This window comes from Kitasatospora sp. NPDC048545 (assembly GCF_040651155.1).
Taxonomy (GTDB): Bacteria; Actinomycetota; Actinomycetes; order Streptomycetales; family Streptomycetaceae; genus Kitasatospora.
The window spans coordinates 1-25976 of sequence record NZ_JBEZIQ010000072.1 but is presented as its reverse complement, the minus strand read 5'-3'; the positions used below and the strand labels follow the sequence as shown (position 1 = coordinate 25976).

The following is a 25976-nucleotide window of genomic DNA, read 5'->3' as shown; positions in this document are numbered from 1 at the left end:
GGGCCGTGGCAGGATGAGCCCATGCGCATCGTGGCACTGGCAGGCGGAATCGGCGGAGCGCGCTTCCTGCGCGGGCTCCTCGCGGCGGTCGGACCGCAGGACGAGATCACCGTCATCGGCAACACCGGCGACGACATCCACCTCTACGGCCTCAAGGTCTGTCCCGACCTCGACACCGTGATGTACACCCTCGGCGGTGGCATCCACGAGGAGCAGGGCTGGGGCCGGACCGACGAGACCTGGTCGATCAAGGCCGAGATGAAGGAGTACGGCGTCGGCCCCGAGTGGTTCGGGCTCGGCGACCGCGACTTCGCCACCCACCTCGTCCGCAGCCAGATGCTCACCGCCGGGTACAGCCTCAGCCAGGTGACCGAGGCGCTGTGCGTGCGCTGGAAGCCCGGCGTGCGGCTGCTGCCGATGAGCGACGACCGGGTCGAGACGCACGTGCGGATCACCGACGAGCAGGGCACCCGGGCGGTCCACTTCCAGGAGTACTGGGTCAGGCTGCACGCCGCCGTGGACGCCGAGGCGATCATCCCGGTCGGCGCGGACACCGCGAAGCCCGCGCCCGGCGTGCTGGAGGCGATCGCGGAGGCCGACGTCATCCTCTTCCCGCCGTCCAACCCGGTCGTCTCGATCGGCACCATCCTCGCCGTCCCCGGCATCCGGGAGGCCGTCGCCGCCGCCCCGGCACCGGTCGTCGGGCTCTCCCCGATCATCGGCGGGGCGCCGGTGCGCGGCATGGCCGACAAGGTGCTCGCCGCCGTCGGCGTCGAGGCCACGGCGGAGGCCGTCGCACGGAACTACGGCTCCGACCTGATCGACGGCTGGCTGGTCGACACCGCCGACGAGGCGTCGGTGGCCGCGGTCGAGAACGCCGGGATCGCCTGCCGGGCCGTCCCGCTGCTGATGACCGACGTCGAGGCCACCGCCGCGATGGCGCGGGCCGCGCTGGCACTGGCGGACCGGGTCCGCGCGTGACCGGCCCGCTGGAGATCCTGGGGGTCGAGGGGATCCCGGAGGTCGACGCCGGGGCCGACCTGGCCGCGCTCATCGCCAAGGCCGGCACGTACCTGGACGGCGACATCCTGCTGGTCACCTCGAAGGTCGTCAGCAAGGCCGAGGGCCGGCTGCTGCACTCCGCCGACCGCGAGGCCGCGATCGACGCCGAGACCGTCCGGGTCGTCGCCCGGCGCGGACCGGCCCGGATCGTCGAGAACCGCAACGGCTTCGTCATGGCCGCCGCCGGGGTCGACGCCTCCAACACCGCCCCCGGCACCGTGCTGCTGCTGCCCGAGGACCCGGACGCCTCGGCCCGCGCGCTGCGGGCCCGGCTGCAGCAACTCACCGGCCGCCGCCTGGCCGTCGTCGTCACCGACACCTTCGGGCGGCCGTGGCGCAACGGGCTCACCGACGTCGCGATCGGCGCCGCCGGACTGTCCGTACTGGACGACCACCGCGGACGCACCGACAGCCACGGCAACGAGCTGACGCTCACCGTCACCGCGACCGCCGACGAACTGGCCGCCGCCGCCGACCTGGTGAAGGGCAAGGCGACCGACGTACCGGTGGCGGTCGTGCGCGGACTGGGCCGGCTGGTCACCGTCGAGGACGGCGAGGGCACCCGGCCCCTGGTCCGGCCCGCCGCGGACGACATGTTCCGGCTCGGCACCTCCGAGGCCCTGCGGCAGGCCGTCACCCTGCGGCGCACCGTCCGCTCCTTCACCCCCGAGCCGGTCGACCCCGCCGCCGTCCGCCGCGCCGTCGCGGCCGCCGTCACCGCGCCGGCCCCGCACCACACCACGCCGTGGCGGTTCGTGCTGCTGGAGTCGCCCGACACCCGCACCCGGCTGCTCGACGCGATGCTCGCCGCCTGGCAGCGCGACCTGCGCGAACTCGACGGCTGGGACGACGCCAGGATCGCCCGCCGCACCGCCCGCGGCGACGTCCTGCGGGACGCGCCGTACCTGGTGGTGCCCTGCCTGGTGACGGAGGGCTCGCACGACTACCCGGACGCCCGGCGTGCCGCCGCCGAACGGGAGATGTTCACCGTCGCCGCCGGCGCCGCCGTGCAGAACCTGCTCGTAGCCCTCACCGGCGAGGGCTACGGCTCCGCGTGGGTCTCGTCCACCATGTTCTGCCGCGACACCGTCCGCGCCGCCCTGGACCTGCCGGCCGGCTGGGACCCGATGGGCGCCGTCGCCGTCGGCCGCCCCGCCGAACCCCCGCGCTCCCGCCCGGAACGCGACGCCGCCGCCTTCATCGCGGTCCGGTAGCGGCTGCACCGCCCCTCCGGTTCCCGACGGACGCGGCCGCCGGTCAGCGGCGGCGGTGGTCCTCGGGGGCGAGGCGGGGGCCGTAGCGGGGCGCGTGGACGGCCGTGGCCAGGAGGAGGCGGCAGACCCGGTGGCGGTGCGGCCGGTAGGGCTCCAGGAGCGCGAGCATCTGGGCGTCGTCGCTGCGGGGCCGGCCGGCCAGCGCCCAGCCGACCAGGTTCGGCAGGTGGAAATCGCCGACCGAGACCGCGTCCGGGTCGCCGTTGCTGCGCTGCAGGGTCTCCGCCGCCGTCCAGACGCCGATGCCCGGGACGGCGGTGAGGCGGGCGAACGCCTCCTCGTGCCCCATCGCCGACGCCTCCTCCAGGCGCGGCGCCAGCCGCACGGCCCGCATCACGGTCGCGGACCGCTTCGGGTCCACGCCCGCCCGGTGCCACTCCCAGCTCGGTATGAGCGCCCACTCCCGGGCCGACGGCGCGACCCGCATCCCCTCGGCCGGCCCCGGCGCCGGGGTGCCGAAGTCCCGCAGCAGGGTGCGCCAGGCGCGGTACGCCTCGTCGGTGGTGACCTTCTGCTCCAGGACCGCCGGGACGAGGGACTCCAGCACCAGGCCGGTCCGGGTCAGCCGCACCCCGGCGGTACGGCGCTGGGCGTCCCGCAGCGGACCGGGCGGCAGCACCAGCGCCTCCGGCCGGTCCTCCGCGCCCAGCAGCGCGGGCAGGCGGTCGAGCAGCCAGTCCGCGCCCGGGCCCCAGGCGGTCGCCTCGACCTCGCCGGCGGCGGGACGGGACAGCACCCGCAGGGTGCCGACGCCCCCGGGGGTGCGGGAGGCGCGCCAGACGGCGCCGTCCCCGCTGGTCCGGTAGGCCGGGTCCGCCGGACCGCGGCGCAGCGGCAGCAGGGTCCGGGCCGCGTCCAGCGGGAAGCCCGGCCGCCAGCGCCGCACCGCGCCGCCGCCCGTACCGTCCGTCCCGCCCGCCACTGCCGTCGCCTCCTTCGCCCCCGTCGCCGACCATGGGGATATGAACGATACGCGGCTGCCGGAGCTGCCCTCCGGGGACGAGAGCGCGGTGCGGGGGCTGTACCGCCGGGTGCTGGAGGGGTGGAACCAGCGGGACGGCGCGGCCTTCGCCGGGCCGTTCGCGGAGGACGGCGAAGTGATCGAGTTCGACGGGACCCGCTACCGCGGGCGCTCGGCGATCGCCGCCGAGACGGGGCGGGTGTTCGCGGACCACCCGACGCCGGAGTACGTGGCCAAGGTGCGGCGGGTCCGGGCGCTGGGGGCGGACGTGGCGCAGCTGGACGGCGTCGCCGGGATGGTGGCGGACGACGCGGAGGACCTGGACCCGGCGCTCAACGCGGTGCAGACGGTGATCGCGGTGAACGCCGGGTCGGGGTGGCGGATCGCACTGCTGCAGAACACACCGGCGCGCTTCGACCTGCAGCCGGACCGGGCGGAGGCGTTGACGCGGGAGCTGCGGGGGCTGATCGGGCGGGGCCCGGGGCCGACGCAGGAGCACCCGGTCCGGCCCCAGGGGTCCTGACGGGGTTCAGCGGCCCTGGAGGTGGGCGGCCCAGGAGCGGATGTCGCCGAGCCGGTCGTAGAGGCCGTCGCCGGGGCACTCGGTGGCGAAGGCGTCCCGGTGGCCCGAGACGGTGTCGAAGGAGACGACCGTGCCCTTGGGGTAGCGGCTCTGCGAGGAGCCGGAGGTCAGGTTGGTGTGGCCGGCCGCGTCCTGGCCGGTCAGGCCGAGCTTCCAGGCCGCGATCTTGCTCACGCCGTCCACCAGGTCCTGCGGCGGCCCGTCCGTGGTGAAGGTGCCGAGCGCGGCGACGCCGGCCGAGTCGGTGTTGAAGCCGAGGGTGTGTGCGCCGAGGACGGGCTGGGCGACGCCGCCGGCGCGGCCCTCGTAGATGGTGCCGCAGCGGTCGACCAGGAAGTTGTAGCCGATGTCCCGCCAGCCGTTGCTCTGGACGTGGTACTGGTAGATCGCGCGGATCATCTGCGGTGCGTCACCGCACGCGTAGTCGGTGGTGGTGTCGGTGTGGTGGACGAAGACCGCCTTGACCGTCCCGGTGTAGACGAAGCCCGGGTCGCGCAGCGACTCGTCGGCGCCCCAGCCGGCCCGGGTGACGATGCCCGGGCGCGGCGCCTCGTGGTCCTGCGGCAACCGGGCGGCCGCGGTCCCGGCCGGCAGCGTGCGCGGGGCGGAGGATGCCGCGCCCTTGCCCGGGTCGACCAGTTCGGCGCGGAGCCCGGCGGGCAGTCCGTTCGGCCCGGGGGTGACCTCGATCGTGACGCCGTCGCTGCGGCCGGTCCACAGCGGTGCCGTCGAGCCGCGGATGCCGGACCGGCCGTCCCGCTCGTCGGGGGCGTCCTCGCCCTCGACGGCGAGCTGGTGCCAGTCGGTCCAGGTACCGGTGGAGGCGCGGTGGGTGCGGACCCGGATCGAGGTGCCGGCGAGGGACTGCCGGGGGTCGTCCCAGCTCACCCCGATGAGCGAGAAGGGCTTGGTGGTGCGCTTCGTGACGCTGTGTTCGGCGGAGGTCAGCGACAGGCTCGTCACGGTGCCGCCACCGGCGGAGGTCTGCTCGGCCGGGACCGGCTCGGCGACGGCTGGGACGGCGGTGGACTGGAGCAGCAGGACGGCGATGCAGCTCGTGGCCGCACCGGCGAGAAGTGAGATACGCATAAAACGGATATTGACGACAAATGACCGATGCCGCCACGCCGCCCCGCGCCCGTTCGGCCGCCCCTCCCGGCCTCCCACTCGAAGGCCGTAGGCTGGGGCGCACCATGACTGCGCCTTTCGCTGCCGATGCCCGCACCCCCGTCGAGCTGCTGCACGCATACCTGCGCGGCGGCACCCCTTCGGTCGATCCCGCGGCCCCGCTGGTCACCTTCTACGACGACGCCACCGGCGAACGGGTGGAGCTGTCCGCCCGGACCTTCGACAACTGGGTCGCCAAGACCGCCAACCTCCTGCAGGACGAGCTGAACGCCGGCCCGGGCGACCGGGCCGCCCTGCTGCTGCCCGCCCACTGGCAGAGCGCCGTCTGGCTGCTCGCCTGCTGGTCGGTGGGGGTGGCGGCGGTGCCGGGCGGCGACCCGGCCACCACGGACCTGGTCGTCAGCGGCCCGGACGGACTCGCGGCCGCCCAGGCCTGCGAGGGCGAGCGGGTGGCGCTCGCCCTGCGGCCGCTCGGCGGGCGCTTCCCGCAGCGCCCGGACGGCTTCCTCGACTACGCCGCCGAGGTGCCCGGCCAGGGCGACCGCTTCGCCCCGTACTCCCCCGTCGCCCCGGAGGGGCAGGCACTGGAGACCCTGGTGGACGGGCTGCCGCTGAAGCTGACGGGCGAACAGACCGTCGCACTGGCCCGGGAAGGCGCGGTCCGCCTCGGCGTGAAGCCCGGCGACCGGGTGCTGTCCACCCTCTCGTACGACGACTGGGCGGGCCTGGAGGCCGGCCTGCTGGCGCCGCTGGCGGCCGGCGCCTCGGTGGTGCTGTGCCGCAACTCGCAGGCGCTGGACGCCGAGCAGTGGGAGAAGCGGATCGACTCCGAACGGGTGACACTGCGCCTCGGGTGACCCCCGGGCCCCGGCCGGGCGGGTAGGGATCCCTGCCATGGCCGAGGACGACACCGAGCACCCCCCGACCGACACTCCCCCGACGGACGGCCCGCCCGCGGACCGTCCCCCCGCGGACGCCTCCCCGGGCGGGGCCGGACGCCCGCGCAGACGCCGGCGGTGGCTGATGATCACCGCCGGCGTCGTCGCGTTCCTGCTGGTCGCCACCGGGGTGCTGCTCTACGTCGCCTACCGCAAGCTGGACGGCAACATCCGGACCGACTCGGCCACCGACCGGCTGCTCGCCAAGCTGGAGGCCGAGCGGCCGAGCCGCACCGCCGGCGCGCGGGGCGCCGAGAACATCCTGCTGATCGGCAGCGACGACCGCTCCGGCTCGAACGGCTCCTACGGCGGCGAGGCTGGCACCCAGCGCTCGGACACCACGATCCTGCTGCACCTGGCCGCCGACCGGAAGCACGCGACGGCGGTCTCCGTCCCGCGCGACGTCATGGTCAGCGTGCCCGCCTGCGAGAAGCCGGACGGCACCCGCAGCAAGCCCGCGCTGATGCAGTTCAACTGGGCCTTCGAGACGGGCGGCCCGGCCTGCTCGATCCGCACCGTCGAGCAGCTGAGCGGCATCCGGATCGACCACTACGTGATCGTCGACTTCAGCGGCTTCAAGACGATCGTGGACGCGATCGGCGGGGTCGACGTGTGCGTGCCGCAGCCGATCCACGACAAGGACGCCAGGCTCGACCTGCCCGCCGGGCGGCAGACCCTGCACGGCGAGCAGGCGCTCGGCTACGTCCGGGCCCGGGAGAGCCTGGGGGACGGCAGCGACACCCAGCGGATGGGCCGTCAGCAGCAGTTCCTGGCCTCGCTGATCCGCAAGGTGGAGTCGCAGGGGGTGCTGCTGAACCCGGCCCGGCTGTGGCCGGTGCTGGACGCGGCGACCTCCTCGGTCCGGGCGGACGGCGGGCTGTCCTCGCTCGGCGCGCTGTACGACCTCACCCAGGACCTGCGCGGCATCCCCACGCCCAACGTGGTCTTCCTGACCGCGCCGCGCCGCCCGTACCGCTACGACTCGGACCGGGACGAGTTCGTGCAGCCACAGACCGGCCAGCTGTTCACGGCGCTGCGGGACGACCAGCCGGTCTCCGTCCGGCCGCCCGGGTCGACGCCGTCCCCGGGCGCGGACGCGGGCGCCGGGGCGAGCCCGGGTGCGACCCCCGGCGCCGGCTCCGCCGAGGCGGCGACGGCGGCGTCGCCCTCGGCCACCGCCTCGCCCACCTTCGAGGGGCGCACCGCCGACGTGGACGCCTGCGCGCAGCACTGACCGGGCCGCGCGGCCGTCCGGAACCCGGCCGCGCGGAGCCGCAGGTCGGCACGGGTACGTCCGGCGAATGCCCTGTAAATGTCCGGTGGCGAACGGAATTTACCTCCACTTTGTTCAAACATGATGCAGATCACAGCAGGAACCATTCCCCCGTTCGGCTCGTCTACTGTGTTCCGGATCGGCCCGTCAGGACGGGCGGGCCGGAGCCGTGACCGGTCGAACGTAGGGAACCCCCGTGCACGAGGAGCAACCGGAAACCGGCCGGTACCGCGTGGACCCGGCCCCCGGTGTCCCCCGGCAGCGCCGCCGGAACGCCGGAACGCCCGAGGCGCCGGCCGGGGAGGGCCGCCGGGACAGCCGGCGGCGGGCCGCCGCCCTCGCCAAGCGGCAGCGGCGGCGCCGGGCGCTCAAGTGGACCGCCGGCGCCGGCGCCCTGGTGATGGTCGCGGGCTGCGGCGGGGCGTACTACCTGTACCGGCACTTCAACAGCAATCTGACCTCCGTCAAGGTCCAGCTGGGCGACGAGGCGGAGCGTCCCAAGGCCGCCGGGGAGGCGCTGAACGTCCTGGTGATCGGCACCGACAGCCGGGCCGGCCTCGGCCGCGAGTACGGCGACGAGGGCAGCACCGGACACGCCGACACCACCCTGCTGTTCCACATCTCCAAGGACCGCTCCAACGCGACGGTGGTCAGCTTCCCGCGCGACCTCATGGTGCCGATCCCGGACTGCCAGACCCCCCAGGGCAAGAAGATCCCGGGCTCGGCGCGGGACATGTTCAACAACAGCCTCGGCCAGGGCGGGCGCGACGCCGGCTGCACCTGGAAGACCATCGAGAAGAACACCGGGATCCGGGTCGACCACTTCATCCAGGTCAACTTCGAGGCGGTGAAGACCCTCTCCACCGCGGTCGGCGGGGTCGAGGTGTGCGCCGCCAAGGACATCAACGACTCGGACTCCCACCTCAAGATGACCAAGGGCCGGCACGTCGTCCAGGGCGAGGAGGCGCTGGCCTTCGTCCGCACCCGGCACGCCGTCGGCTTCGGCGGTGACCTCAGCCGGATCCCGCTGCAGCAGCAGTTCATCAGCTCGATGATCCGCAAGATCAAGAGCGACGACACCCTGACCAGCCCGACCAAGCTCTACAAGCTCGCGGACGCCGCCACCAAGGCGCTCACCGTGGACGACGGCATCGGCAGCGTGGAGAAGCTCAAGAACCTCGCGCAGGACATCAGCAAGGTGGACACCAGGAACATCACCTTCGCCACCGCGCCCGTCCTGGACGACCCCAAGGACAAGGACCGGGTCGTCTTCAAGCAGCCGGACGCCCAGCAGGTGTTCGCGATGGTCGCCGGCGACCGCTCGCTGACCGAGACCGCCGCCCCGCCCGCCCCCGACGGCGCCGCCTCCGCCGCGCCGGCGGCACCGACCGCCACCGCCCCGGCGGTGGACACCAAGGACGTCCAGGTCACGGTCCGCAACGGCAGCGGGAAGCGTGGGCTGTCCGGGCCGACCGTCGACAAGCTCCGGACGAAGGGCTTCGCCAAGGCCGCGGTCGGCACCGACGCCCCGGTCGCGGCGGGCACCACGGTCTCCTACCAGGCCGGCCAGGAGGCCGCGGCCGGAGCCCTGGCCGCCGCCCTCGGCCTGCCGGCCGACGCCGTCCGGCCGGCCGCGAAGGCGGACCCGAAGGCCGGGCTGCAGCTGGTGCTCGGCAAGGACGCCCTGACCGCTTCCTCCACCGCGGAGGGGGCGCCGACCGAGGCGCCCGAGGACCTCCAACGGGTGCAGGCGGACGACACCGACCTCTGCGCCAAGTAGCCCCGGACCGGGGAGCGGGAACGCCACGCCCGCACGCGGACGGCCGCGGCCGGTAGCGGGCGGCGGCCGGTGCACCGGCAGCGGGTCCCGCGGCCCGACGAGGCCCGGTCGGCCCGGCCGTCGACGCCCGCGCCCGGCTCGGCCCTCCACACGGCTCCGCCGCCCCCGCGAGCGGCGGAGGCGGCGGAGACGGCGGTCGCGACGGGGCGTCAGCCGGTCTTGGAGAGCACATCCTCGGCGGACGGGCCGACGCTGGCGATCACCCGGCGCGCCAGCGAACGCGGCGAGGTGAGGAAGCCGAAGCCCCAGCTGAGGTGCATGGTCGCGAACGCCACCGGGAGCATCGCCCTGGCCTTGGCTGACAGGCCGCGGCCCTCGGTCACGGCGCCGCCGACGATGCCCAGCAGGTAGGCGCCGGGCACCGCGAGGAAGGCCGGGTGGACGGCGGCGCCGAGCACCAGCCCGAGGGTGACCGCCAGCAGCGCGGACGGCGGGGCGAGGTAGCGCAGGTTGACCGAGCCGCGGTGGTAGCGGGTGACGACCCGGCGCCAGCGGCCGTAGTCCTTGTACTGCTTGGCCAGCGCCCGCACCGAGGGCCGGGGGCGGTAGGTCACCTTGAGCTGCGGGGTGAACCAGACCAGGCCGCCGTCCTGGCGGATGCGGTAGTTCAGCTCCCAGTCCTGGGCGCGGATGAACTCCTCGTTGTACCCGCCCAGCTTCTCCAGCACCTCGCGCCGGAACACCCCGAGGTAGACGGTGTCCGCCGGGCCGGCCAGGCCTCCGGTGTGGAAGGCGGCGTTGCCGACGCCGAGCTTGGAGGTCATCGCGGCGGCGACCGCGTTCTCCCACTCGGTCTCGCCCTCGGCGTGCATGATGCCGCCGACGTTCGCGGCCTCCATCTCGCCGAGCAGCCGGACCGCGGTCGCGATGTAGCCGGGGGTGAGCAGGCCGTGGCCGTCCACGCGCACCACTATCGGATGGCGGGAGCCCCTGATCGCGGCGTTCAGCCCGGCGGGCGTCCGGCCGGTGGGGTTCGCCACCGTCCGCACCCGCGGGTCCTCGGCGACCAGCTCGGCGGCGATCTCGTCGGTGCGGTCGCGGGACGGGCCGAGGGCGATCACCACCTCCATCGGCCCCGGGTACTCCTGGTCCAGGATGCGCCGGACGGCCGTGCGCAGGTGACGTTCCTCGTTGAGCACCGGCATGATCACGGAGACAGCCGGCAGCTCCTCAGCAGCCTTGGTGTTCATCGGGGCCCACCGTACCGGTGCGGACGCGTCCTCGTCTCGTCCCGGTCCGGGCCGCCGCGCGCCCCTCGCGCCCCCGCGCCGGGACTGTGATCAAGAATACGTGCCCGCCCGGCGGCGCGGGCCCGGACGGAGTGGTTCCGGCGCCCCTGCGACACGGGTCCGGTACGGGTTCAGAGTGCGTAGTGGGCCACGGTGAACACCGCGTAGCCGACCAGCGAGAGCCGGTTCGCCAGGTGCTGCGGGCCGCCCAGCCGGTCCGGCAGGACCCGGTCCGGGCGCAGGTCGGGCCGGTGGGCGGCGGTGGCCACCGTCCGGGCGAGCGCCACCGGGTCGTACCGGTCGCCGAAGTGACCGGCCAGCCAGACCGCGGGGCGGCTGGCGACGGAGAACTCCCTGCCGCCGCGCAGCCGGATGGTGAGCAGGTTCCGGTGGACCGCGGCCGCGTTGATCTCCGCCCAGCGGAAGCTGCGGGTGCGCAGCGCGGTGGCGACCCGCAGGCCGTGGCGGTCGGCCACCATCTGCCAGGACAGCGTCTGGGCGCAGGCGAGGATCGCCATCGAACCGATCCACAGCGGGCGGACCAGGTTCTCCCACCAGCCGTCGTCGTCGAGCAGCACCACGGCGGCGGCGACCAGCAGCGCCGCCACCGGCCCGGCGGCCGCCCGCAGCGGCGCCGGCATCTCCCAGCGGCGGGCGGCCACCGGCGCGGTGCCCGGGCCGGCCGCAGGGGCGGCGGCCACCGTCTCGGCGGTCAACGCGGCGACGGCGAGTTCGCGCTCGCGGTAGCGCTCGGTGCGGCGGCTGAGCCGCGGGGCCCGGGCAGCGGGGGCGACCACGGCCGCCACCCAGTGCGGGTCTCCGTGCAACAGGCCGGGGCGGACGAGGAGTTGGTGGTCGATGCCGTCGGGGCCGCGGTACAGCACGGCGGGCACGCTGCGGCCGGCCCGGGCCAGCAGCGCGGCGGCCTCGGCGGGGGTCGCGCGGTCGAAGACCTCCTCGCAGTCGTCGTAGTCCTCTTCGTCCTCCGCCCTGTCGTCCTCGTGGCCGCGCAGCAGGTCGGGGTAGTCGGCTTCCTCGCCGGCGGTCTTGTGGAACTCCGGCACCCAGGCCGGTCCCGCCTCGTCCGGGGCGCCTGCGGCGGCCCAGCGGTAGCGGTCGCGCTCGACCAGGCGCCACAGCCCCGGCCCGTCCGGCGGGCCGTCCAGCGGCTGGACCAGCAGGTCGCCGCGGGCATCGGCGCGGACCCGGACGGCGAGCGCTGGGGCGGACCCCTCGAAGGCCGGTCGGGCGCGGCGGGCGCTGCCGACGGCGGCCGTGCCGAGCAGCACCAGGCCGGGCAGGGCGATCAGACCGCCGGCGCTCAGTTGGCCGGAGACGTCGTAGTCGTCGCCGAGGGCGCGGACGGAGTCGCCGTCCACCAGCAGCGGGACGGTCTCGCCGGGCTGCGGCCGCCGCTGCCACCAGACGTCCAGGGCGGCGGTGCGCTCGGGGCCGCCGCCGGGCGGCTGGAAGCGGACGGTCAGCACGTCGTCCCGGTCGGTCGTGCCCGCGGTGCCGGTCACCCGGACGGACCGCTCGGCGGCCGCGTCCGCCCGGGCCTGCGCCCAGAACCCGTACAGCGGGAAGGCCGCGGCGACGACGAGCAGCAGGACGCCGAGGGTGCGGCTCAGCGCGGGCGGGGTGTCGCGGTGGACGGGCGGGTGCGTGCCGGCGGCCGTCCAGGGGAAGGGGACGGGCGAGGGCCCTCCCGCGGCCGTCCACGGGAAGGGGACGGGCGGGGCCATCAGTTCGTCCAGCTGCTGGCGGGCGCGGCGGCGGCCCGCCTCGGCGCTCAGCAGGACGACGGTGAGCAGCACGTGGAGCAGTACCGCCGACCAGCGGGCGAGCGGGGTGACCAGGCCCTCCGGCAGGTACCAGAGCAGGGCCAGGACCACGGGCGGGACCAGCGCCCGGATCCGGATCCTGGTGGCCAGCAGGACCACCTCGGCCAGGACCGACCAGCCGGCCAGCGCCGATCCCCAGGTGTCCCGGCAGACCCCCTGGACGTTGCAGCGGGCGGCGGCGGGCTCCACCGCGGTGGCCAGCACCGCGAACGCGACCGGCAGCAGGGCGAGCCAGCGGCCGTCCAGCCGCCAGGCCGTGCGGGCGACGCGCCAGCGGGCGGCGGCCGCGACGGTGAGGGGCGCGGCGCTGGGCAGTGGCGGGGCGTCCGAGGGGAACATCGGACGATCATCTCAGCCGCCCTGGGGCTGAACGCGCGTCAGGGGCAGCGGGGGCGGTGCCCCGGCGGGCCCGGACGGAGCGGCCCCGCGGAGGGGCCCGGCACGGCACGCGGCAGGGGCCGGGTGCGGTGTGCACCCGGCCCCTGCCCCCGGTCCCGGTCCGGCGCCCCCCGGCGCCGGATCAGTCCGTCGCGATGGCGGCGAGGACGTTCATCCGTCCGGCCCGGAAGGCCGGGACGAGGGCGGCGACCAGGCCGATCACCACCGAGGAGACCAGGGTGATCGCGATCGTGGTGGTGGGGACGGAGAGCGTCGCGAGGCCCTGGTCCCGCAGGACCCCCTGCACGGTGACGCCCCAGGCGAGGCCCAGCCCGGTGCCGAGGACGGCGCCGAACACCGCGATCACCACGGACTCCAGCCGGATCATCCGGCGCAGCTGGCGGCGGGAGAGCCCGATCGCCCGCAGCAGGCCGATCTCCCGGGTCCGCTCGACCACCGACAGCGCCAGGGTGTTGACGACGCCGAGCACCGCGACCGTGATCGAGAGGGCGACCAGCCCGTAGATCAGGTAGAGCAGGGTGTTGACCTGGGACTGCACCAGTTCCTTGTAGCCGGCCTGGTCCTTGACGGTCAGCTGCGGGTACTCCTTGAGCCCGTCCTGCAGGGCGGTCAGCGTCTTGGCGACGTCCGCACCGGAGGAGGCCTTGGCGAAGAAGGTCCACACCGGCGGCTGTTCGGCGGCCGGGACCACCTTGGCCATGGTGTCCATGGCGACGAAGGAACCGTCGCCGAACAGCTCGCCCTTGGCGAAGACCGCGCCGACCGGCAGCTCCTGGGTACGGCCCTTGCCGTAGTCGACGGTCACCCGGTCGCCGACCTTCAGGCCGTGCGCCTTGGCGAAGGCCTCGCCGATGCCCAGCGAGCCGCGCCCGATCGATTCCACCGCACCGGACTTGACGGTCGGCCGGAAGTCGGTGGCGAAGAAGGCGGGCGGTACGGCGGTCAGGTCGGTCTTCGCCTTCTGCCCGTCGGACAACTGGACCTTGGCGGCCTGGAAGCCCCTCTGGGTGGTGACGTGGTCGATGCCCGGGGTCCGGCGCACGATGTCCAGCATCTCCGGGGTGACCTCGGTGCGGCCGCCGGCGATGATGTAGTCCACGCCGACCGACTTGTCGATCTGCGCACTGGCCGAGGTGACCGCCGAGGAGCTGAACACCGCGGAGGCGATCACCAGCGCCAGGCCGATCATCAGCGCGGCGGCGGTGGCACCGGTACGGCGCGGGTTGCGCATCGCGTTGCGCTGGGCCAGCTTGCCGGACGGCCCGAACACGGCCGGCAGCACCGCGCCGAGCACCCGGACGATGGCCGAGGCCAGCAGCGGGCCGAGCACCACGAAGCCGACCAGGGTGAGCACCACGCCCAGGCCCAGGTACTGCCCGCCGGTGGCCGCCTTCTCCGACCGCGCGCCGAGCACCAGCAGCGCGCCGCCGCCCGCCGTCAGCAGCAGGCCGACCGCCGTGCGGACCGCGTTGGCGCGGCCCTCGGCCGGGGTGCCGTGGTCGCGCAGGGCGGCCATCGGCGAGATCCGGCTGGCCCGGCGGGCCGGGAACCAGGCCGCGACCAGGGTGACCACGATGCCGAGCGCGTAGCCGGCGACGAACACGTCCGGCCCGATCTGCAGGTCGGCCGCCTTGAGGTCCATGCCGATCGCGTTCATCAGCTTGATCAGGCCGACCGCGACCCCCAGGCCGGCCGCGACCCCGAGGGTCGAGCCGAGCACGCCCAGGATCAGCGCCTCGACCAGCACCGAGCGGTTGACCTGCCGGCGGCTGCCGCCGACGGCGCGCAGCAGCCCGATCTCCCGGGTGCGCTGGGCGACCAGCATCGAGAAGGTGTTGATGATCAGGAACCCGCCGACGATCGCCGAGACGAAGGCGAAGCCGAGCATCGCGTACTTCATGAAGTCGAGGCCGCTGCCGACCTGCTTGGCGTTCTCGTCCTTCTGCTCGGCCGCGGTCTTGACCTGGTAGTCGCCGCCGATCTTGGCCGCCGCCGCGGCCTTGAGCTGGTCGTTGCTGCGGCTGCCGTCGCCGAAGGCCTCGACGGAGGTGTAGGCCGGCTCACCGAGCAGCAGCTGCTGGGCGGTCGGGGTGTCCAGGAAGCCGAGCGCCGCGCCCGGGTTGGTGGCGGTGAAGGTGGCGATGCCGACGACGGTGAAGTCGTGCTTGCCGCCGGAGTTCTCGACCCGGACCTTGGCGCCGAGGCCGAGCTTGGCCTTCTTCGCGGTGTCCGCGTCCAGCACCAGCTCGCCGGAGCTCTGCGGCGCGTGGCCGGAGGTGATGGTGAGCGGGTTGCGCGGGGTGTCGGTCCAGTTGCCGAGCAGGGTGGGCGCGCCGCTGGTCGGGCCGACCAGCTTGTTGGTGGCCGGGTCGACCAGGATCGCGTTCCCGACCATGACCTGGCCGACGGCCTTCTTCACGCCGGGCACCGCGGCGACCTGGTCGGCGAGCGCGACCGGGACCGTCGACGGCTTGACGGCGGCCTGCTGGTCGTCGTCCTCGGCCGGCTTGGGCGGCTGGACCGAGACGTCGGAGGCGGTCGCGGCGAAGAGCCTGTCGAAGGTGCTGGTGGCGGTGTTGGAGAACACCAGGGTGCCGGAGACGAAGGCCACCGACAGCACGACGGCGATGAGCGAGAGCGCCATCCGGCCCTTGTGGGCGAAGAAGCTCCGCAGTGAGGTCTTGAGCAGCATGGTCGTCGTCCCGCCGCTCAGCTGGTGCGCTTGCCGTCGAAACGGCGCATGCGTTCGAGGACGGAGTCGGCGGTGGGCGCGTGCATCTCGTCGACGAGCACGCCGTCGGCGAGGAAGAGCACGCGGTCCGCGTAGCCGGCGGCGACCGGGTCGTGGGTGACCATCACCATGGTCTGGCCCAGCTCGTCCACCGAGCGGCGCAGGAAGGTCAGCACCTCGGCGCCGGCCCGGGAGTCCAGGTTCCCGGTGGGCTCGTCACCGAAGATGATCTCGGGGCGGGCGGCCAGCGCCCGGGCCACCGCGACGCGCTGCTGCTGGCCGCCGGAGAGCTGGGTCGGACGGTGCTTCAGCCGGCCGGCCAGGCCGACGGTCTCCACCACCTGGTCCAGCCAGGCCTGGTCGGGCTTGCGGCCCGCGATGTCCATCGGCAGCGTGATGTTCTCCAGCGCGTTCAGGGTCGGCAGCAGGTTGAACGCCTGGAAGATGAAGCCGATCTTGTCCCGGCGCAATCTGGTCAGCTGCTTGTCCTTGAGGCCGGTGATCTCGGTGTCGCCGATCCAGATCCGCCCGCCGCTGACCGTGTCGAGCCCGGCCAGGCAGTGCATCAGGGTCGACTTGCCGGAGCCCGACGGGCCCATGATCGCGGTGAAGCGGCCGCGCTGGATGTCGACGTCGACCGCGTCGAGCGCGGTCACCTTGGTCTCGCCCGAGCCGTACGCCTTGGTGACCTGACGGGCCGAAGCGGCGACGGCGGGGGCTCCGCCGGGAAGCTGGGGGTCGTACACGGCTGCTGCTGCCGTCGTCACTGGAGTCTCCTAAGAAGATGCGCTCACCCGTTGCCCCAGCCTCACGGGTCCGCCCGCCTGGCGACATGGTGCCAGCGGTAGTCCTCGACCGGGAGTCAGCCCCACCCTCCCGGTGGACCGGGCTGCCGGACCCGACCGGATCGGGCCGCTTCCTGGCGGGCGGGGATGTGTGAACCACGTTAGGAGCGGACGGCGGACGGCTCGTCATCCGACGGAATGAAGCGGCTCAACCAAGGTTCTACGGGGCGCGGCGCGCCTCCCCCTAGGGGTCGCCGCGGCCCGTATCGGGGACGCCCCGTACGGGCCGCGGCGCTGGTCACCGACCGGTCGGCGCCGGCCGGCGGCCGGTCAGCAGCCGCTCAGCGCCGGAGCGGACAGCCGCTCCAGGGCCGTGGCGAAGCCCTCGACGACCGGGGTCAGCAGGCTCTCGGTCTCGCGCTCCAGCAGGGTCGTGCCGTCCTCCCGGGCGGTGACGTGGCGGTCGAGCACGAACCAGCCCTGCGTGATGTGGCCGGCACCCATCGAGCTGAGCACCGGACGCAGCGCGTAGTCCACCGCGAGGACGTGCGCGGACGAGCCGCCGGTGGCCAGCGGCAGGACGGTCTTGCCCGCGAGCGCGTACTGCGGGAGCACGTCCAGCAGGGCTTTCAGCAGGCCCGAGTAGGCGGCCTTGTAGACGGGGGTGCCGATGACGACGCCGTCGGCACGGGCGAACAGCTCGGTGACGGCGACGATCTCGGGGTGGTCGAAGTCACCCGACAGCAGGGCGTGCGCGGGAAGGCTGCGGGCCTCGAAGGGGACGACGTGATGGCCGCGGTCCGCCAGCCGCGCGTCGACGTGGCGCAGCAGGCGGGTGGTGCGGGAGGTGGCGGACGGGGAGCCGGAAACGGACAGGACGACGGCCATGGGTTCACCTCTGGCTGGAAGCGGGGCGGCGCTGCGCAGCGGGGGAAGGCGCTGCGGGGTCACCGGGGTGGGGCCGGTGCCGGGGGCGCTACGTCGGTGGACGTGCGGGTTTCGACGGGCGCGCGTCAGCCGCGACAGAGCGAACAGGCCACACCGCGCCGCAGGTCGACGTACCGCCGACGCGTGAGTGCAGGCTGATCCATGTCCGAAATGCAAACACGCCGTGTTCGAGCCGGTCAAGAAACGTTTCAGCCTCCGGAACGCCGGGTGTCCGAACGTTACGGAGGGCCGCGCGGGCTCTGCCGAGGGCCGCGTGGGCTTTACCGAGGGCTCTGCGGACCTTGCGGCGGAACGATCCGGTACGTGCATCAAAACGGCTACAAGAGGCCCGGTGGGCCCCCCGGGGGGAGTCAGCCCCACCGGGGTCGGGCATCCTCGACGGCATGAACACGTGGCAGGAGGGCCGCCCGGCGGGCGGCGGGAACCCGTACGGCGGCACCGGCGGCGGCGGCTCGGCGGCCGAGCCGCCGCTGCCGGCCTCGCTGAACCCGCGCGGCCCGGGGTCGTCCGCGCCCGCGCAGCCGGCGCAGCCGGGGCCGTCCCGGCTCGGCGGCGTCCCGCAGCAGGGGACCGGCGCGCCGGGCACCCGGCCCGGCGGCCCGACCGGTCCCGGGCGCCCGGACGGGCCGAGTGGTCCCGGCGGCCCCGGAGGCCCCGGTGGCCCGGGCGGGCCCGGCAGTGCCCGGCCGGCCGGTGCCCGGGCCGGGCGCTGGCCGCGGCGGCGGATCGTCAAGTGGTCGGTGTTCGGTCTGCTGATCGCCGTCATGGTGACCGCCGTCTCGACCTGGTTCTGGGCGGACTCCAAGCTCAACCACGAGAACGTGCTCGCCGACTACCCGGGCCGCCCGGCCGCGGGCAAGGGCACCAACTGGCTGATCGTCGGCTCCGACAGCCGCCAGGGCCTCACCGACTCCGAGCAGGACGACCTGCACACCGGGCACGACACCGAGGGCAAGCGCAGCGACTCGATGATGATCCTGCACGTCGGGGACAACGGGAACACCCTGATGAGCATCCCGCGCGACTCCTGGGTGCCGATCCCCGAGCACGCGGGCAGCAACGGCAAGCCGGTCAAGGGCACCTCCGCGAAGATCAACTCGGCCTTCGGTGCCGGGGGCGGCCGCCTGCTCGTCCAGACCGTCGAGCAGAACACCGGCATCCGCATCGACCACTACGCGGAGATCGGCTTCGCCGGCTTCGTCGGCGTCGTCGACTCGATCGGCGGCGTCGAGATGAAGATCGACCAGCCCGTCAAGGACAAGGACTCCGGCCTCGACCTGCAGGCCGGCGACCAGACCCTCACCGGCAAGCAGGCCCTGGCCTTCGTCCGCCAGCGCCACCAGATGGCCGACCAAGACCTCGGCCGGATGCGCAACCAGCAGAAGTTCCTCGGCGCCCTCGCCCACCAGGCCGCCTCCCCGGGCAACCTGCTCGACCCGTTCACCTTCTACCCGCTGGTCGACTCGGCGCTCGGCACCCTGATCGTCGACGACGACTGCGGACTGACCGACCTCGGCTCGCTCTTCCTCGCCATGAAGGACGTCAACGGCGGCAGCGGCAAGAGCATCACCGTGCCGATCGGCAACCCGGACTACCGGACCAAGACCGGCGAGTCCGCCGTACTGTGGGACGCCAACAAGTCCAAGCAGGTCTTCGACGCCTTCAAGAACGACACCGCGGTGCCGGACGTCAAGTGAGCCACGGCCCGGCGGCCGGAACGCCGTCGGGCCGCCCCCGGCCGTCTCCCGGATCGGGCCGTCTCCCGGCCGGCGCGGGCCCGGGACTATCCCGGCTCGGGCCGGCCGGCGTACGGCAGCAGGCCCGTGCCGCACTCCGGGAAGCGGACCAGCCACTCCCCCTCGCCGCCCGCGGCCTCGGTCGCGCCCGAGTAGCCGTAGTGGATCGGCTGCCCGTCGCCGCCCAGCCAGCGGGCGTGCGCCAGCTGCACCGACAGGGCGGCCGGGCGGTGCGGCGCGGCCTGTTCCAGCACCAGGACGTGCTCGGTCTCACCGGGCCTGAAGATCACCGCGGTCTCCGTGCTCGGCCGGCGGGAGAAGACGCGCGCGCCGTCCGTCCAGTACGCGGCGACCGTCACGGCGAGCGTGCCGTCCAGGCTGCCGGTGTCCGGCCGGACGTACTCCTCGTCGGCGACCCAGCGCGCGTGGTGGCGGGTCTCCTCCTCGTCCCGGCGCTCGTCCCAGCGCACCCAGTAGCCCGCGACCCGCTTGACGGTCATGCCCTCGCGGACGACCCGGACCGCGAACCGGGCCGGGCCGACCGCTTCGAAGGAGGCCGCCGGTTCGCCGGAAACCGGTTCGCAGGAGGCCAGGGAGACCACCGTCACCTGCTCGTACGTCACCTCGCCGTCGTCGGCGCTCTGCTCGATCATCGGTGAACCACCTTGCCGGAAAGTCGAGTTCGGTCGCGGCACGACCCGCTTCCGAGGAGCGTAGGACGACGGCGACGACGGCCGGTGGATTGACCGGTTCCGCCCCGCACGGTCGCGCGCCCGGCTACCCTGCCCCTCCCGCGTCCCGGCCCGACCACCCGCCCGTCCACGACCTCGCCCGCACCCGCGCCCGCACCCGCGCCGGTCCGGCCTCAGCCTGGCAGCCGGTCGAGCGCGATGCCGAAGTGCTCCCGGTAGGCGGTCAGCGTCTCGGCGGCGGTGAGCTGCCGCTCGGAGCGGGTGCCGTCGGGCGCGGTGCGGATGAGCCGGGTGACGCTGAGCGTGGTCCGGCCGCCGTCCTCGGTGAGGACGGAGCAGGTGGTCGAGCGGGTGAAGTGCGAGTCCGGCGAGGTGCTCTGCCACCAGCAGGTCGGGGCGAAGTCCGCGAGCGGGTACGGCCGCGGGTCCAGGCGGTACTGCGGGGCGCCGTCCATCCGGACGTCCAGCTCGCCGTGGGCGCCGTACGGGACCACGGTGAACGTGCCGTGCGGGTCGGACTGCGGGCCCCGCTCGTCGAGGCGCAGCGGGAGCCGGCTGAACCGGCCGAACCCGACGTCCGCCAGCCAGGGCTCGTCCAGGTCGACCCGCAGCGCGAGGTGGTCGAACGGCGGGCCGGGGCGTTCCCCGTCGAAGACCCGGCCGGCCAGCAGGCTCACCCGGTAGCCCAGGGAGCGCAGCAACTCGGCGAACGCACCGTTCAGTTCGTAGCAGAACCCGCCGCGCCGCCGGTCCACCAGCTTGGCCACCAGGGCCGCCGGGTCCAGGACGACGGGCTCGCCGAGGTGGATGCTCAGGTTCTCGAAGGGGACGGCTCGGAGGTGGGCCTGCTGCAGCCGCGCCAGTTCCCGCGCCGAGGGCTCCCCGGGGTCCGGCACGCCGATCCGCTCCAGGTAGGCCGTCCGCGCCTCGGGCGCCAGTTCCTCGTACGCCTTGTCGTGGTCCATCCGCCCATTCCAGCCGGGCCGGGGGCACCGGGCCAATCGGTCCTTGGGCTTAGGTCCCGTCACCGCGGGCGGGCGGCCGGAAGCGCCACCGCCCCGGAGTGGGAAGTCGGCGGATCCGACGTCCCACTCCGGGGCGGTACGCGTGCCGGAGGCAGCGCTGACTACTTGACCTCGCCGGACTTGGCGATCTTGATCGTGGCCGAGGTGCGGCCGCTCTGCGAGCCGAGCGACTCGATCTTCTTCACCAGGTCCATGCCCTCTACGACCTCGCCGAAGACGACGTGCTTGCCGTCCAGCCAGTCGGTCACGATGGTGGTGATGAAGAACTGCGAGCCGTTGGTGTTGCGGCCGGCGTTGGCCATCGACAGCAGGCCCGGGCGGTCGTGCTTCAGCTGGAAGTTCTCGTCCGCGAACTTCTCGCCGTAGATGCTCTTGCCGCCGGTGCCGTTGTGGTTGGTGAAGTCACCGCCCTGCAGCATGAAGGACGGGATCACGCGGTGGAAGCCGGAGCCCTCGTAGCCGAAGCCGTTCTGGCCGGTGGCCAGCTCGCGGAAGTTCTGGGCCGTCTTCGGGACGACCTCGTCGAACAGCTTGAAAACGATACGGCCGGCCGGCTCGTCGTTGATGGTGATGTCGAAGAAAACGTTGGAACTCATGCAGGGATCATGGCACGAGCGGCCCGCTCACGCGCGGTACCCCCGGAAAGGAGCGGGCCGGGGACGCCGTGTTATCCGGCCCGCCGGCCCGCCAGCGCCGGGTAGTCGGTATACCCCTCGACTCCCCCGGTGTACATCAGCCCGTCACGGAGCGGATTGAGCGGCGCACCGGTGCGCAGGCGCTCGACCAGGTCGGGGTTGGCGAGGAAACCGCGGCCGAAGGAGATCAGGTCCGCGCCCGCCGCCAGCAGCCGCCCGGCCGCGGCCAGGCCGCCGTCCTCGGGCAGCGGCCCGCCCCAGCCGAGCGCCGGGTTGGCGATCAGGGGCCCCGGCCAGGACTTGCGGAGCTCCCGGAAGACGGCGTCCTCCGGGTCGGCGAAGACCACGTGCAGGTAGGCGAGGCCGTCGTCGGCGAGCTCGCCGGTCAGCGCCCGGTAGATCTCCGCGGTGTCCCCCTCCTCCATGCCCTGGCCGGTGAAGCCGGGCGAGACCCGCAGGCCCACCCGGTCGGGCCCGATCTCGGCCGCGACCGCCCGGACCACCTCGACCACGAAGCGGATCCGGTTGGCCACCGGGCCGCCGTACGCGTCGGTGCGCCGGTTGGTGTTCCGGGCGAGGAACTGGTGCAGCAGGTAGCCGTTGGCGCCGTGCACCTCGACCCCGACGAAGCCCGCCTCGACGGCGTTGCGGGCGGCGGACGCGAAGTCGGCCACGGTCTGCCGGATCTCCGCCACGGTGAGCTCCCTCGGGACGACGGCCTCCCGGTGCCCGCTCGGCGTGTGGACGGTCCCGGGCAGGGCGACCGGGGAGGGCGCGACCGGGTGCAGGCCGCTGTTCTCCGGGTGGCCGATCCGGCCGCCGTGCTGGAGCTGCAGGAACATCCGGCCGCCGGCCGCGGCGACCGCACCGGTCACGGTGCGCCAGCCGGCCACGTGCTCGGGGGCGTGGACGGCAGGGATGTCGGCGTACGTCCGGCCGACCCGGTTGGGAGTGGTGGCCTCGGCAACGATCAGCCCCGCACCGGCGCGCTGCGCGTAGTACTCGGCCATGACCGGCTGCGGAACACCGTCGGCACCGGCCCGGGTGCGGGTCATCGGGGCCATCACCAGGCGGTTGGGGAGGCGCAGCGGGCCCAGGTCGGCGGGCTGGAAGAGGCCGGCGGTCTCGGTGTTCGTCGTCATGCCGGAACCGTAGAAGCTAACATCGATGTCAGGTTCAAGGCCCTGCGAGGCGACGCTCCTCCGGGGCAACCCGCTCGGGGCACGGAACGTCGCGGCTCGGATCGGATGACGGGGTGGACGGCATGCGGATCGGCGAACTGGCCCGGCGGACGGGCGTGAGCGAGCGCTCACTGCGCTACTACGAGCAGCAGGGCCTGCTGGTCGCCCGGCGCACCGCCGGCGGCCACCGGGAGTACCCGGAGGCGGCCGTCGACCGGGTGGTGCACATCCAGGAACTGTTCGCGGCCGGGCTGCACAGCCGCACCATCTACAAGATCCTCCCCTGCATGCGGGACTCCGACGGCGGCCCGAGCGAGACCGCCACCCCCCTGCTGGTCGAGGAACTCGCCGCCGAGCGCGAACGGATCGACCGGACGATCGACGACCTGCTGCGCTCGCGCGAGGTGCTGGACGAGGTGATCGCGACCGCCTCCGGGCAGCCGCCCGCCGAGGCCGCCTAGGGCCGGACGAGGCCCGGGTCCGAACAGGGCCCGGGTCCGGACGGCGGCTACGGGCGCCGGGCTACCGACCGCCGGGCTTGCGGGCCAGCAAGTAGGCCTGCCTGCTCTTCTCCTCGCCGTCCGGCTCGCGGACCGTACGGGAGGTGACCGGCAGGCCCGCCCCGCGGGCCAGCTCCTCGACGTGCTCCGGCCGCAGCCGACGGAAGTCCAACGACACCGGGTGGCCGAAGGGCCGCTCCAGGTGCAGGGGCTCGTCGCCGACCTGGAAGGCCAGCAGCAGCCGGCCGCCGGGGGCGAGCACCCGGGCGAACTCGGCGAACACCTCCGGGAGGCGCTCCGCCGGTGTGTGGATGATCGAGTACCAGGCCACCGCACCGGTCAACTCGCCGTCCCGGAACGGCAGGTCGAACAGCGAGCCGACCTCGAACGGCACCTCCGGGTAGGCCGCCCTGGCCAGCTCGACCATCCGCGGCGAGAGGTCGATCCCGCGCACGTCCAGGCCGAGTTCGTGCAGGTGGTGCGTCACCCGGCCCGGGCCACAACCGAGTTCGGCCGTCCGGCCGTCCGGGCGCTCGGCGCGGACCAGCTCGGCGAAGAGCGCCAGCACGGCCCGGTCCGTCGGCATGGTGTCCATCGCGTCCCGGAAGCGGTCGGCGTAGTCGGCGGCGATCGCGTCGTAGAACGCCCTGGTCGTGGTGAGGAAGTCCGGCTCGGTCATGGTCCGGGACCCTACCCGCCGCCCCCTGGACGTAACATCGCCATCGCCAACCAGCGGGAGGGGAACGGACGATGAGCACGATCGGGGTCTACCTGGCGCATCCGCGGCCGGGCAGTTTCAACCACGCGCTGTACCGGGCCGTGGTGGACGAACTGCGGGAGCGCGGCTGCGAGGTACGGGCCCACGACCTGTACGCGGACGGCTTCGCGCCGCTGCTGACCGCCGAGGAGACCGGCACGGTGGACTCCGCGGAGGAGTCCACCGACCACCGGCTAGCCCTGCACCGCGCCGAAGTGGCCACCCTGGACGCGCTGGTGCTGATCCACCCCAACTGGTGGGGCATGCCGCCCGCCGTCCTGGCCGGCTGGGTGCAGCGGGTGCTGGCCCCCGGCGTCGCGTACAAGCTCGGCACGGCCGACGGCGAACCGGCCGGGCTGCTGCGGGCCGGACGGGCCCTGGTGCTCAACACCTCGGACACACCCGAGGCCCGCGAACGCGACGAGTTCGGCGACCCGCTGGAGCGGATCTGGGCGGCCTGCGTGCTGCCGTACGTCGGGGTCACGGACGTACGGCGGACGGTGTTCCGCACCGTCACCGACTCCTCCGACGCCCTGCGGGCCGAGTGGCTGCGGCAGGCGCGGGAGCAGGCGGCGGCGCTGCTCGACTGAGGCCGACGGCGGAACGGCCCGGCCGCAGACCGTGCCGGCGGGTGGGCCGTACCGGCGGATGGGCCGTGCCGGCGGATGGACGGTGGTGAGCGGACAGCGGTGAGCAAACGGCGGTGAGCGAACGGCGGCGGACCTAGAGGTCCAGCTCCGCCACCGTCTGGTCACCGCTCAGCTCACCGGTCGGCAGGAACCCGAGGCGGGCGTAGAACTCCGCCGGGCCGCCCGGGCCGGGCACGTACGTGACGGTGGCGCGGGTGCCGCCGCGGCGGCGGATCTCCGCGCACACCTGCTCGACGGCGAAGCGGCCGAAGCCGCCGCGCTGCGCGTCGGCGTCGACCAGCAGGCGCCACAGGCCGGAGCGGGGGCGGTCGTCGGGCCGCTCCGGGTGGAAGCGGACGTCGAAGAAGGCCATCACGAAGCCGACCGGCCTGCCGTCGTCCAGGACCAGCCGGGGCCAGGCCGTCTCCCCGTACGCGTACGCCTCGGCCAGCGACTTCACCACCGGCGCGACCAGGTCCTCCTGCCCGGGGCGCACTCGCAGGGCGAGGGCGGCGTCGATGTTCCCGGGGGTGATGGGGGCCAGGCTCAGCGTGGAGGACATGGCGGGCAGCCTACGGAGCGGGCCGCCCGCCGTCGCACGGTTTTCCCCGGCCGCGGGCCCTCAGGCCCGGGCCGGGGAGGGCTCCGTCGGCGCGACCGCGGCCGGCACCGGCCCCGCCGCCGTCGTGACCGTCACTCGCCGGCCGGGAAGTCGGTGCCGCGTCCGACCGCCGCCCAGGCCTCGGCCTCCTGTCGCGCGCCGTCCAGGTTGCCGAGGACGGCGTCCACGGCGTCGCTGCCGAGCGCGAGCCGCAGCGGGGTCCGCTCGGCATCCAGGGCGGCCAGGATCGCCGCGGCCGCCCTCGCCGGGTCGCCGGGCTGCTTGCCGTCGGAGTCCGGCAGGCCGGTGCGGACCTGGCCGACCACCGGCTCGTACGCGGCGATCGGGGTGGTGTGGGCGAGTGCGCCGCCCCCCGCGAAGCCGGTCCGGAACGCGCCCGGTTCGACGACCAGCACCTTGATCCCGAACCCGGCGACCTCCTGGGCGAGCGCCTCGGACAGCCCCTCCAGTGCGAACTTGGTGGCCGAGTAGGCGCCCACGCCCGGGAACGAGAAGCGGCCGCCCATGCTGCTCATCTGCACCACCGCGCCCGAGCCCTGGCTGCGCATGTGCGGCAGCACGGCCCGGGTGAGCGCGGCCGGGCCGAAGAAGTGCAGTTCCATCAGGTCCCGCAGTTCGCGGTCGGTGTACTCCTCGACGGCGCCGATCAGGCCGCGCCCGGCGTTGTTCACCAGGACGTCGATCCGTCCGTGCCGCCGCACCGCCTCTGCGACGACGGCGGGGATCCGCTCCTGGTCGGTGACATCCAGCCGGACCGGGACCAGCCGGTCCGGGTGGGCGGCGGCCAGCTCGGCCAGCGTCTCGGGGCGCCGGGCGGCCGCGACGACGGTGTCGCCGGCCGCCAGGGCGGCCTCCGCGATCGCCTGCCCGAAGCCCGAGTTGGCGCCGGTGACCAGCCAGACCTTGCCGGCGGGGTGCTGTTCGAAGGTGTCGCCCATGATCCGTGATCTCCCGCGATCGTCGTGCGCTGCCTGTCAGTTGACGATCATTTATGACACCGGACGGGGGGATCCGTCCAGGACGGCTCGACGCCGGACGAACGACGGCCCCCGACCGCGGACGGGCGATCGGGGGCCGTGCAGAGCACCTGGACCGCGTTTCCGCGGCCGGGCCGGGTTACGGGAGGTTGCGGGCCATCACGATCCGCTGGACCTGGTTGGTGCCCTCGTAGATCTGCGTGATCTTCGCGTCCCGCATCATCCGC

At 74.3% G+C, this 25976-nt stretch carries 24 protein-coding genes; 9 read left to right on the top strand and 15 right to left on the bottom strand.

Annotated features, from left to right (window positions below):
• Positions 1-21: 21 nt before the first annotated feature.
• Together cofD and AB0D10_RS40505 are read left to right on the top strand one after the other, a co-directional pair.
• The gene (gene cofD / locus AB0D10_RS40510; RefSeq protein WP_360266214.1) at positions 22-981 is read left to right on the top strand and encodes a 2-phospho-L-lactate transferase; all 960 of its coding nucleotides are present in this window, start codon (positions 22-24) and stop codon (positions 979-981) included.
• Positions 978-2276, top strand: coding sequence for a coenzyme F420-0:L-glutamate ligase (locus tag AB0D10_RS40505; protein ID WP_360266211.1), 1299 nt, complete (start codon positions 978-980; stop codon positions 2274-2276). The genes cofD and AB0D10_RS40505 overlap by 4 nt, the downstream gene beginning before the upstream one ends.
• Positions 2277-2319: 43 nt before the next feature.
• Here AB0D10_RS40505 and AB0D10_RS40500 read toward each other — a convergent pair whose 3' ends face one another.
• Complete coding sequence (locus tag AB0D10_RS40500) at positions 2320-3222, bottom strand: DNA-3-methyladenine glycosylase 2 family protein (protein WP_360266261.1); 903 nt, start codon at positions 3220-3222, stop codon at positions 2320-2322.
• Between the two features lie 76 nt (positions 3223-3298).
• Here AB0D10_RS40500 and AB0D10_RS40495 point away from each other — a divergent pair, with 76 nt between their 5' ends.
• The gene (locus AB0D10_RS40495) at positions 3299-3820 is read left to right on the top strand and encodes an SgcJ/EcaC family oxidoreductase (RefSeq protein ID WP_360266208.1); all 522 of its coding nucleotides are present in this window, start codon (positions 3299-3301) and stop codon (positions 3818-3820) included.
• A 6-nt stretch (positions 3821-3826) separates the two neighbouring features.
• On the opposite strand, the gene AB0D10_RS40490 is transcribed toward AB0D10_RS40495, so the two are convergent.
• Positions 3827-4969 carry an N-acetylmuramoyl-L-alanine amidase gene (locus AB0D10_RS40490; RefSeq protein WP_360266205.1) on the bottom strand — a complete coding sequence of 381 codons (1143 nt, stop codon included), beginning with the start codon at positions 4967-4969 and terminating at the stop codon, positions 3827-3829.
• Positions 4970-5073: 104 nt separating this feature from the next.
• Here AB0D10_RS40490 and AB0D10_RS40485 point away from each other — a divergent pair, with 104 nt between their 5' ends.
• The 3 genes from AB0D10_RS40485 (at position 5074) to AB0D10_RS40475 (ending at position 8999) form a co-directional block, all read left to right on the top strand.
• Positions 5074-5865 (top strand): TIGR03089 family protein, encoded by a 792-nt coding sequence (locus AB0D10_RS40485; protein ID WP_360266202.1) that lies wholly within the window; start codon positions 5074-5076, stop codon positions 5863-5865.
• Between the two features lie 37 nt (positions 5866-5902).
• Positions 5903-7180, top strand: a complete 1278-nt coding sequence (locus AB0D10_RS40480; RefSeq protein ID WP_360266199.1) for an LCP family protein — start codon at positions 5903-5905, stop codon at positions 7178-7180.
• Positions 7181-7415: 235 nt separating this feature from the next.
• Positions 7416-8999, top strand: coding sequence for an LCP family protein (locus AB0D10_RS40475; protein ID WP_360266196.1), 1584 nt, complete (start codon positions 7416-7418; stop codon positions 8997-8999).
• 209 nt (positions 9000-9208) lie between these two features.
• Here AB0D10_RS40475 and AB0D10_RS40470 read toward each other — a convergent pair whose 3' ends face one another.
• From AB0D10_RS40470 to ssuE, 5 genes are all read right to left on the bottom strand, one after another.
• Positions 9209-10249, bottom strand: coding sequence for a glycosyltransferase family 2 protein (locus AB0D10_RS40470; protein WP_360266193.1), 1041 nt, complete (start codon positions 10247-10249; stop codon positions 9209-9211).
• 170 nt (positions 10250-10419) lie between these two features.
• Entirely contained in the window at positions 10420-12471 is a 2052-nt protein-coding gene (locus AB0D10_RS40465) for a hypothetical protein (RefSeq protein ID WP_360266190.1), read from the bottom strand.
• A gap of 181 nt (positions 12472-12652) precedes the next feature.
• Positions 12653-15223, bottom strand: a complete 2571-nt coding sequence (locus AB0D10_RS40460) for an ABC transporter permease (protein WP_360266187.1) — start codon at positions 15221-15223, stop codon at positions 12653-12655.
• Positions 15224-15240: 17 nt separating this feature from the next.
• The gene (locus tag AB0D10_RS40455; RefSeq protein WP_360266258.1) at positions 15241-16008 is read right to left on the bottom strand and encodes an ABC transporter ATP-binding protein; all 768 of its coding nucleotides are present in this window, start codon (positions 16006-16008) and stop codon (positions 15241-15243) included.
• Positions 16009-16377: 369 nt separating this feature from the next.
• Positions 16378-16935: an NADPH-dependent FMN reductase gene (ssuE, locus tag AB0D10_RS40450; RefSeq protein WP_360266184.1), complete on the bottom strand. Its 558-nt coding sequence runs from the start codon at positions 16933-16935 to the stop codon at positions 16378-16380.
• A gap of 443 nt (positions 16936-17378) precedes the next feature.
• Between ssuE and AB0D10_RS40445 the strand changes: the two genes are divergently transcribed.
• On the top strand, positions 17379-18692 hold the full coding sequence (locus AB0D10_RS40445; RefSeq protein ID WP_360266181.1) for an LCP family protein: 1314 nt from the start codon (positions 17379-17381) through the stop codon (positions 18690-18692).
• Between the two features lie 86 nt (positions 18693-18778).
• Here the strand turns inward: AB0D10_RS40445 and AB0D10_RS40440 are convergent, their stop codons facing one another.
• The 4 genes from AB0D10_RS40440 to AB0D10_RS40425 form a co-directional block, all read right to left on the bottom strand.
• On the bottom strand, positions 18779-19384 hold the full coding sequence (locus tag AB0D10_RS40440; protein WP_360266179.1) for a hypothetical protein: 606 nt from the start codon (positions 19382-19384) through the stop codon (positions 18779-18781).
• Positions 19385-19596: 212 nt separating this feature from the next.
• Entirely contained in the window at positions 19597-20388 is a 792-nt protein-coding gene (locus AB0D10_RS40435) for an arylamine N-acetyltransferase (RefSeq protein WP_360266176.1), read from the bottom strand.
• 161 nt (positions 20389-20549) lie between these two features.
• On the bottom strand, positions 20550-21044 hold the full coding sequence (locus AB0D10_RS40430) for a peptidylprolyl isomerase (protein WP_360266173.1): 495 nt from the start codon (positions 21042-21044) through the stop codon (positions 20550-20552).
• Between the two features lie 71 nt (positions 21045-21115).
• Entirely contained in the window at positions 21116-22225 is a 1110-nt protein-coding gene (locus tag AB0D10_RS40425) for an alkene reductase (RefSeq protein ID WP_360266170.1), read from the bottom strand.
• Between the two features lie 122 nt (positions 22226-22347).
• Between AB0D10_RS40425 and AB0D10_RS40420 the strand changes: the two genes are divergently transcribed.
• Complete coding sequence (locus tag AB0D10_RS40420) at positions 22348-22725, top strand: MerR family transcriptional regulator (RefSeq protein WP_360266255.1); 378 nt, start codon at positions 22348-22350, stop codon at positions 22723-22725.
• A gap of 61 nt (positions 22726-22786) precedes the next feature.
• On the opposite strand, the gene AB0D10_RS40415 is transcribed toward AB0D10_RS40420, so the two are convergent.
• On the bottom strand, positions 22787-23443 hold the full coding sequence (locus AB0D10_RS40415; RefSeq protein WP_360266168.1) for a class I SAM-dependent methyltransferase: 657 nt from the start codon (positions 23441-23443) through the stop codon (positions 22787-22789).
• A 71-nt stretch (positions 23444-23514) separates the two neighbouring features.
• Between AB0D10_RS40415 and AB0D10_RS40410 the strand changes: the two genes are divergently transcribed.
• Entirely contained in the window at positions 23515-24111 is a 597-nt protein-coding gene (locus AB0D10_RS40410; RefSeq protein ID WP_360266165.1) for an NAD(P)H-dependent oxidoreductase, read from the top strand.
• Positions 24112-24244: 133 nt separating this feature from the next.
• Here AB0D10_RS40410 and AB0D10_RS40405 read toward each other — a convergent pair whose 3' ends face one another.
• From AB0D10_RS40405 to AB0D10_RS40395, 3 genes are all read right to left on the bottom strand, one after another.
• On the bottom strand, positions 24245-24712 hold the full coding sequence (locus tag AB0D10_RS40405) for a GNAT family N-acetyltransferase (RefSeq protein ID WP_360266163.1): 468 nt from the start codon (positions 24710-24712) through the stop codon (positions 24245-24247).
• A gap of 131 nt (positions 24713-24843) precedes the next feature.
• Positions 24844-25710: an oxidoreductase gene (locus tag AB0D10_RS40400; protein ID WP_360266160.1), complete on the bottom strand. Its 867-nt coding sequence runs from the start codon at positions 25708-25710 to the stop codon at positions 24844-24846.
• A gap of 178 nt (positions 25711-25888) precedes the next feature.
• A partial coding sequence (locus AB0D10_RS40395) for an acyl-CoA dehydrogenase family protein (protein WP_157846636.1) occupies positions 25889-25976 on the bottom strand: 88 nt, incomplete at its 5' end.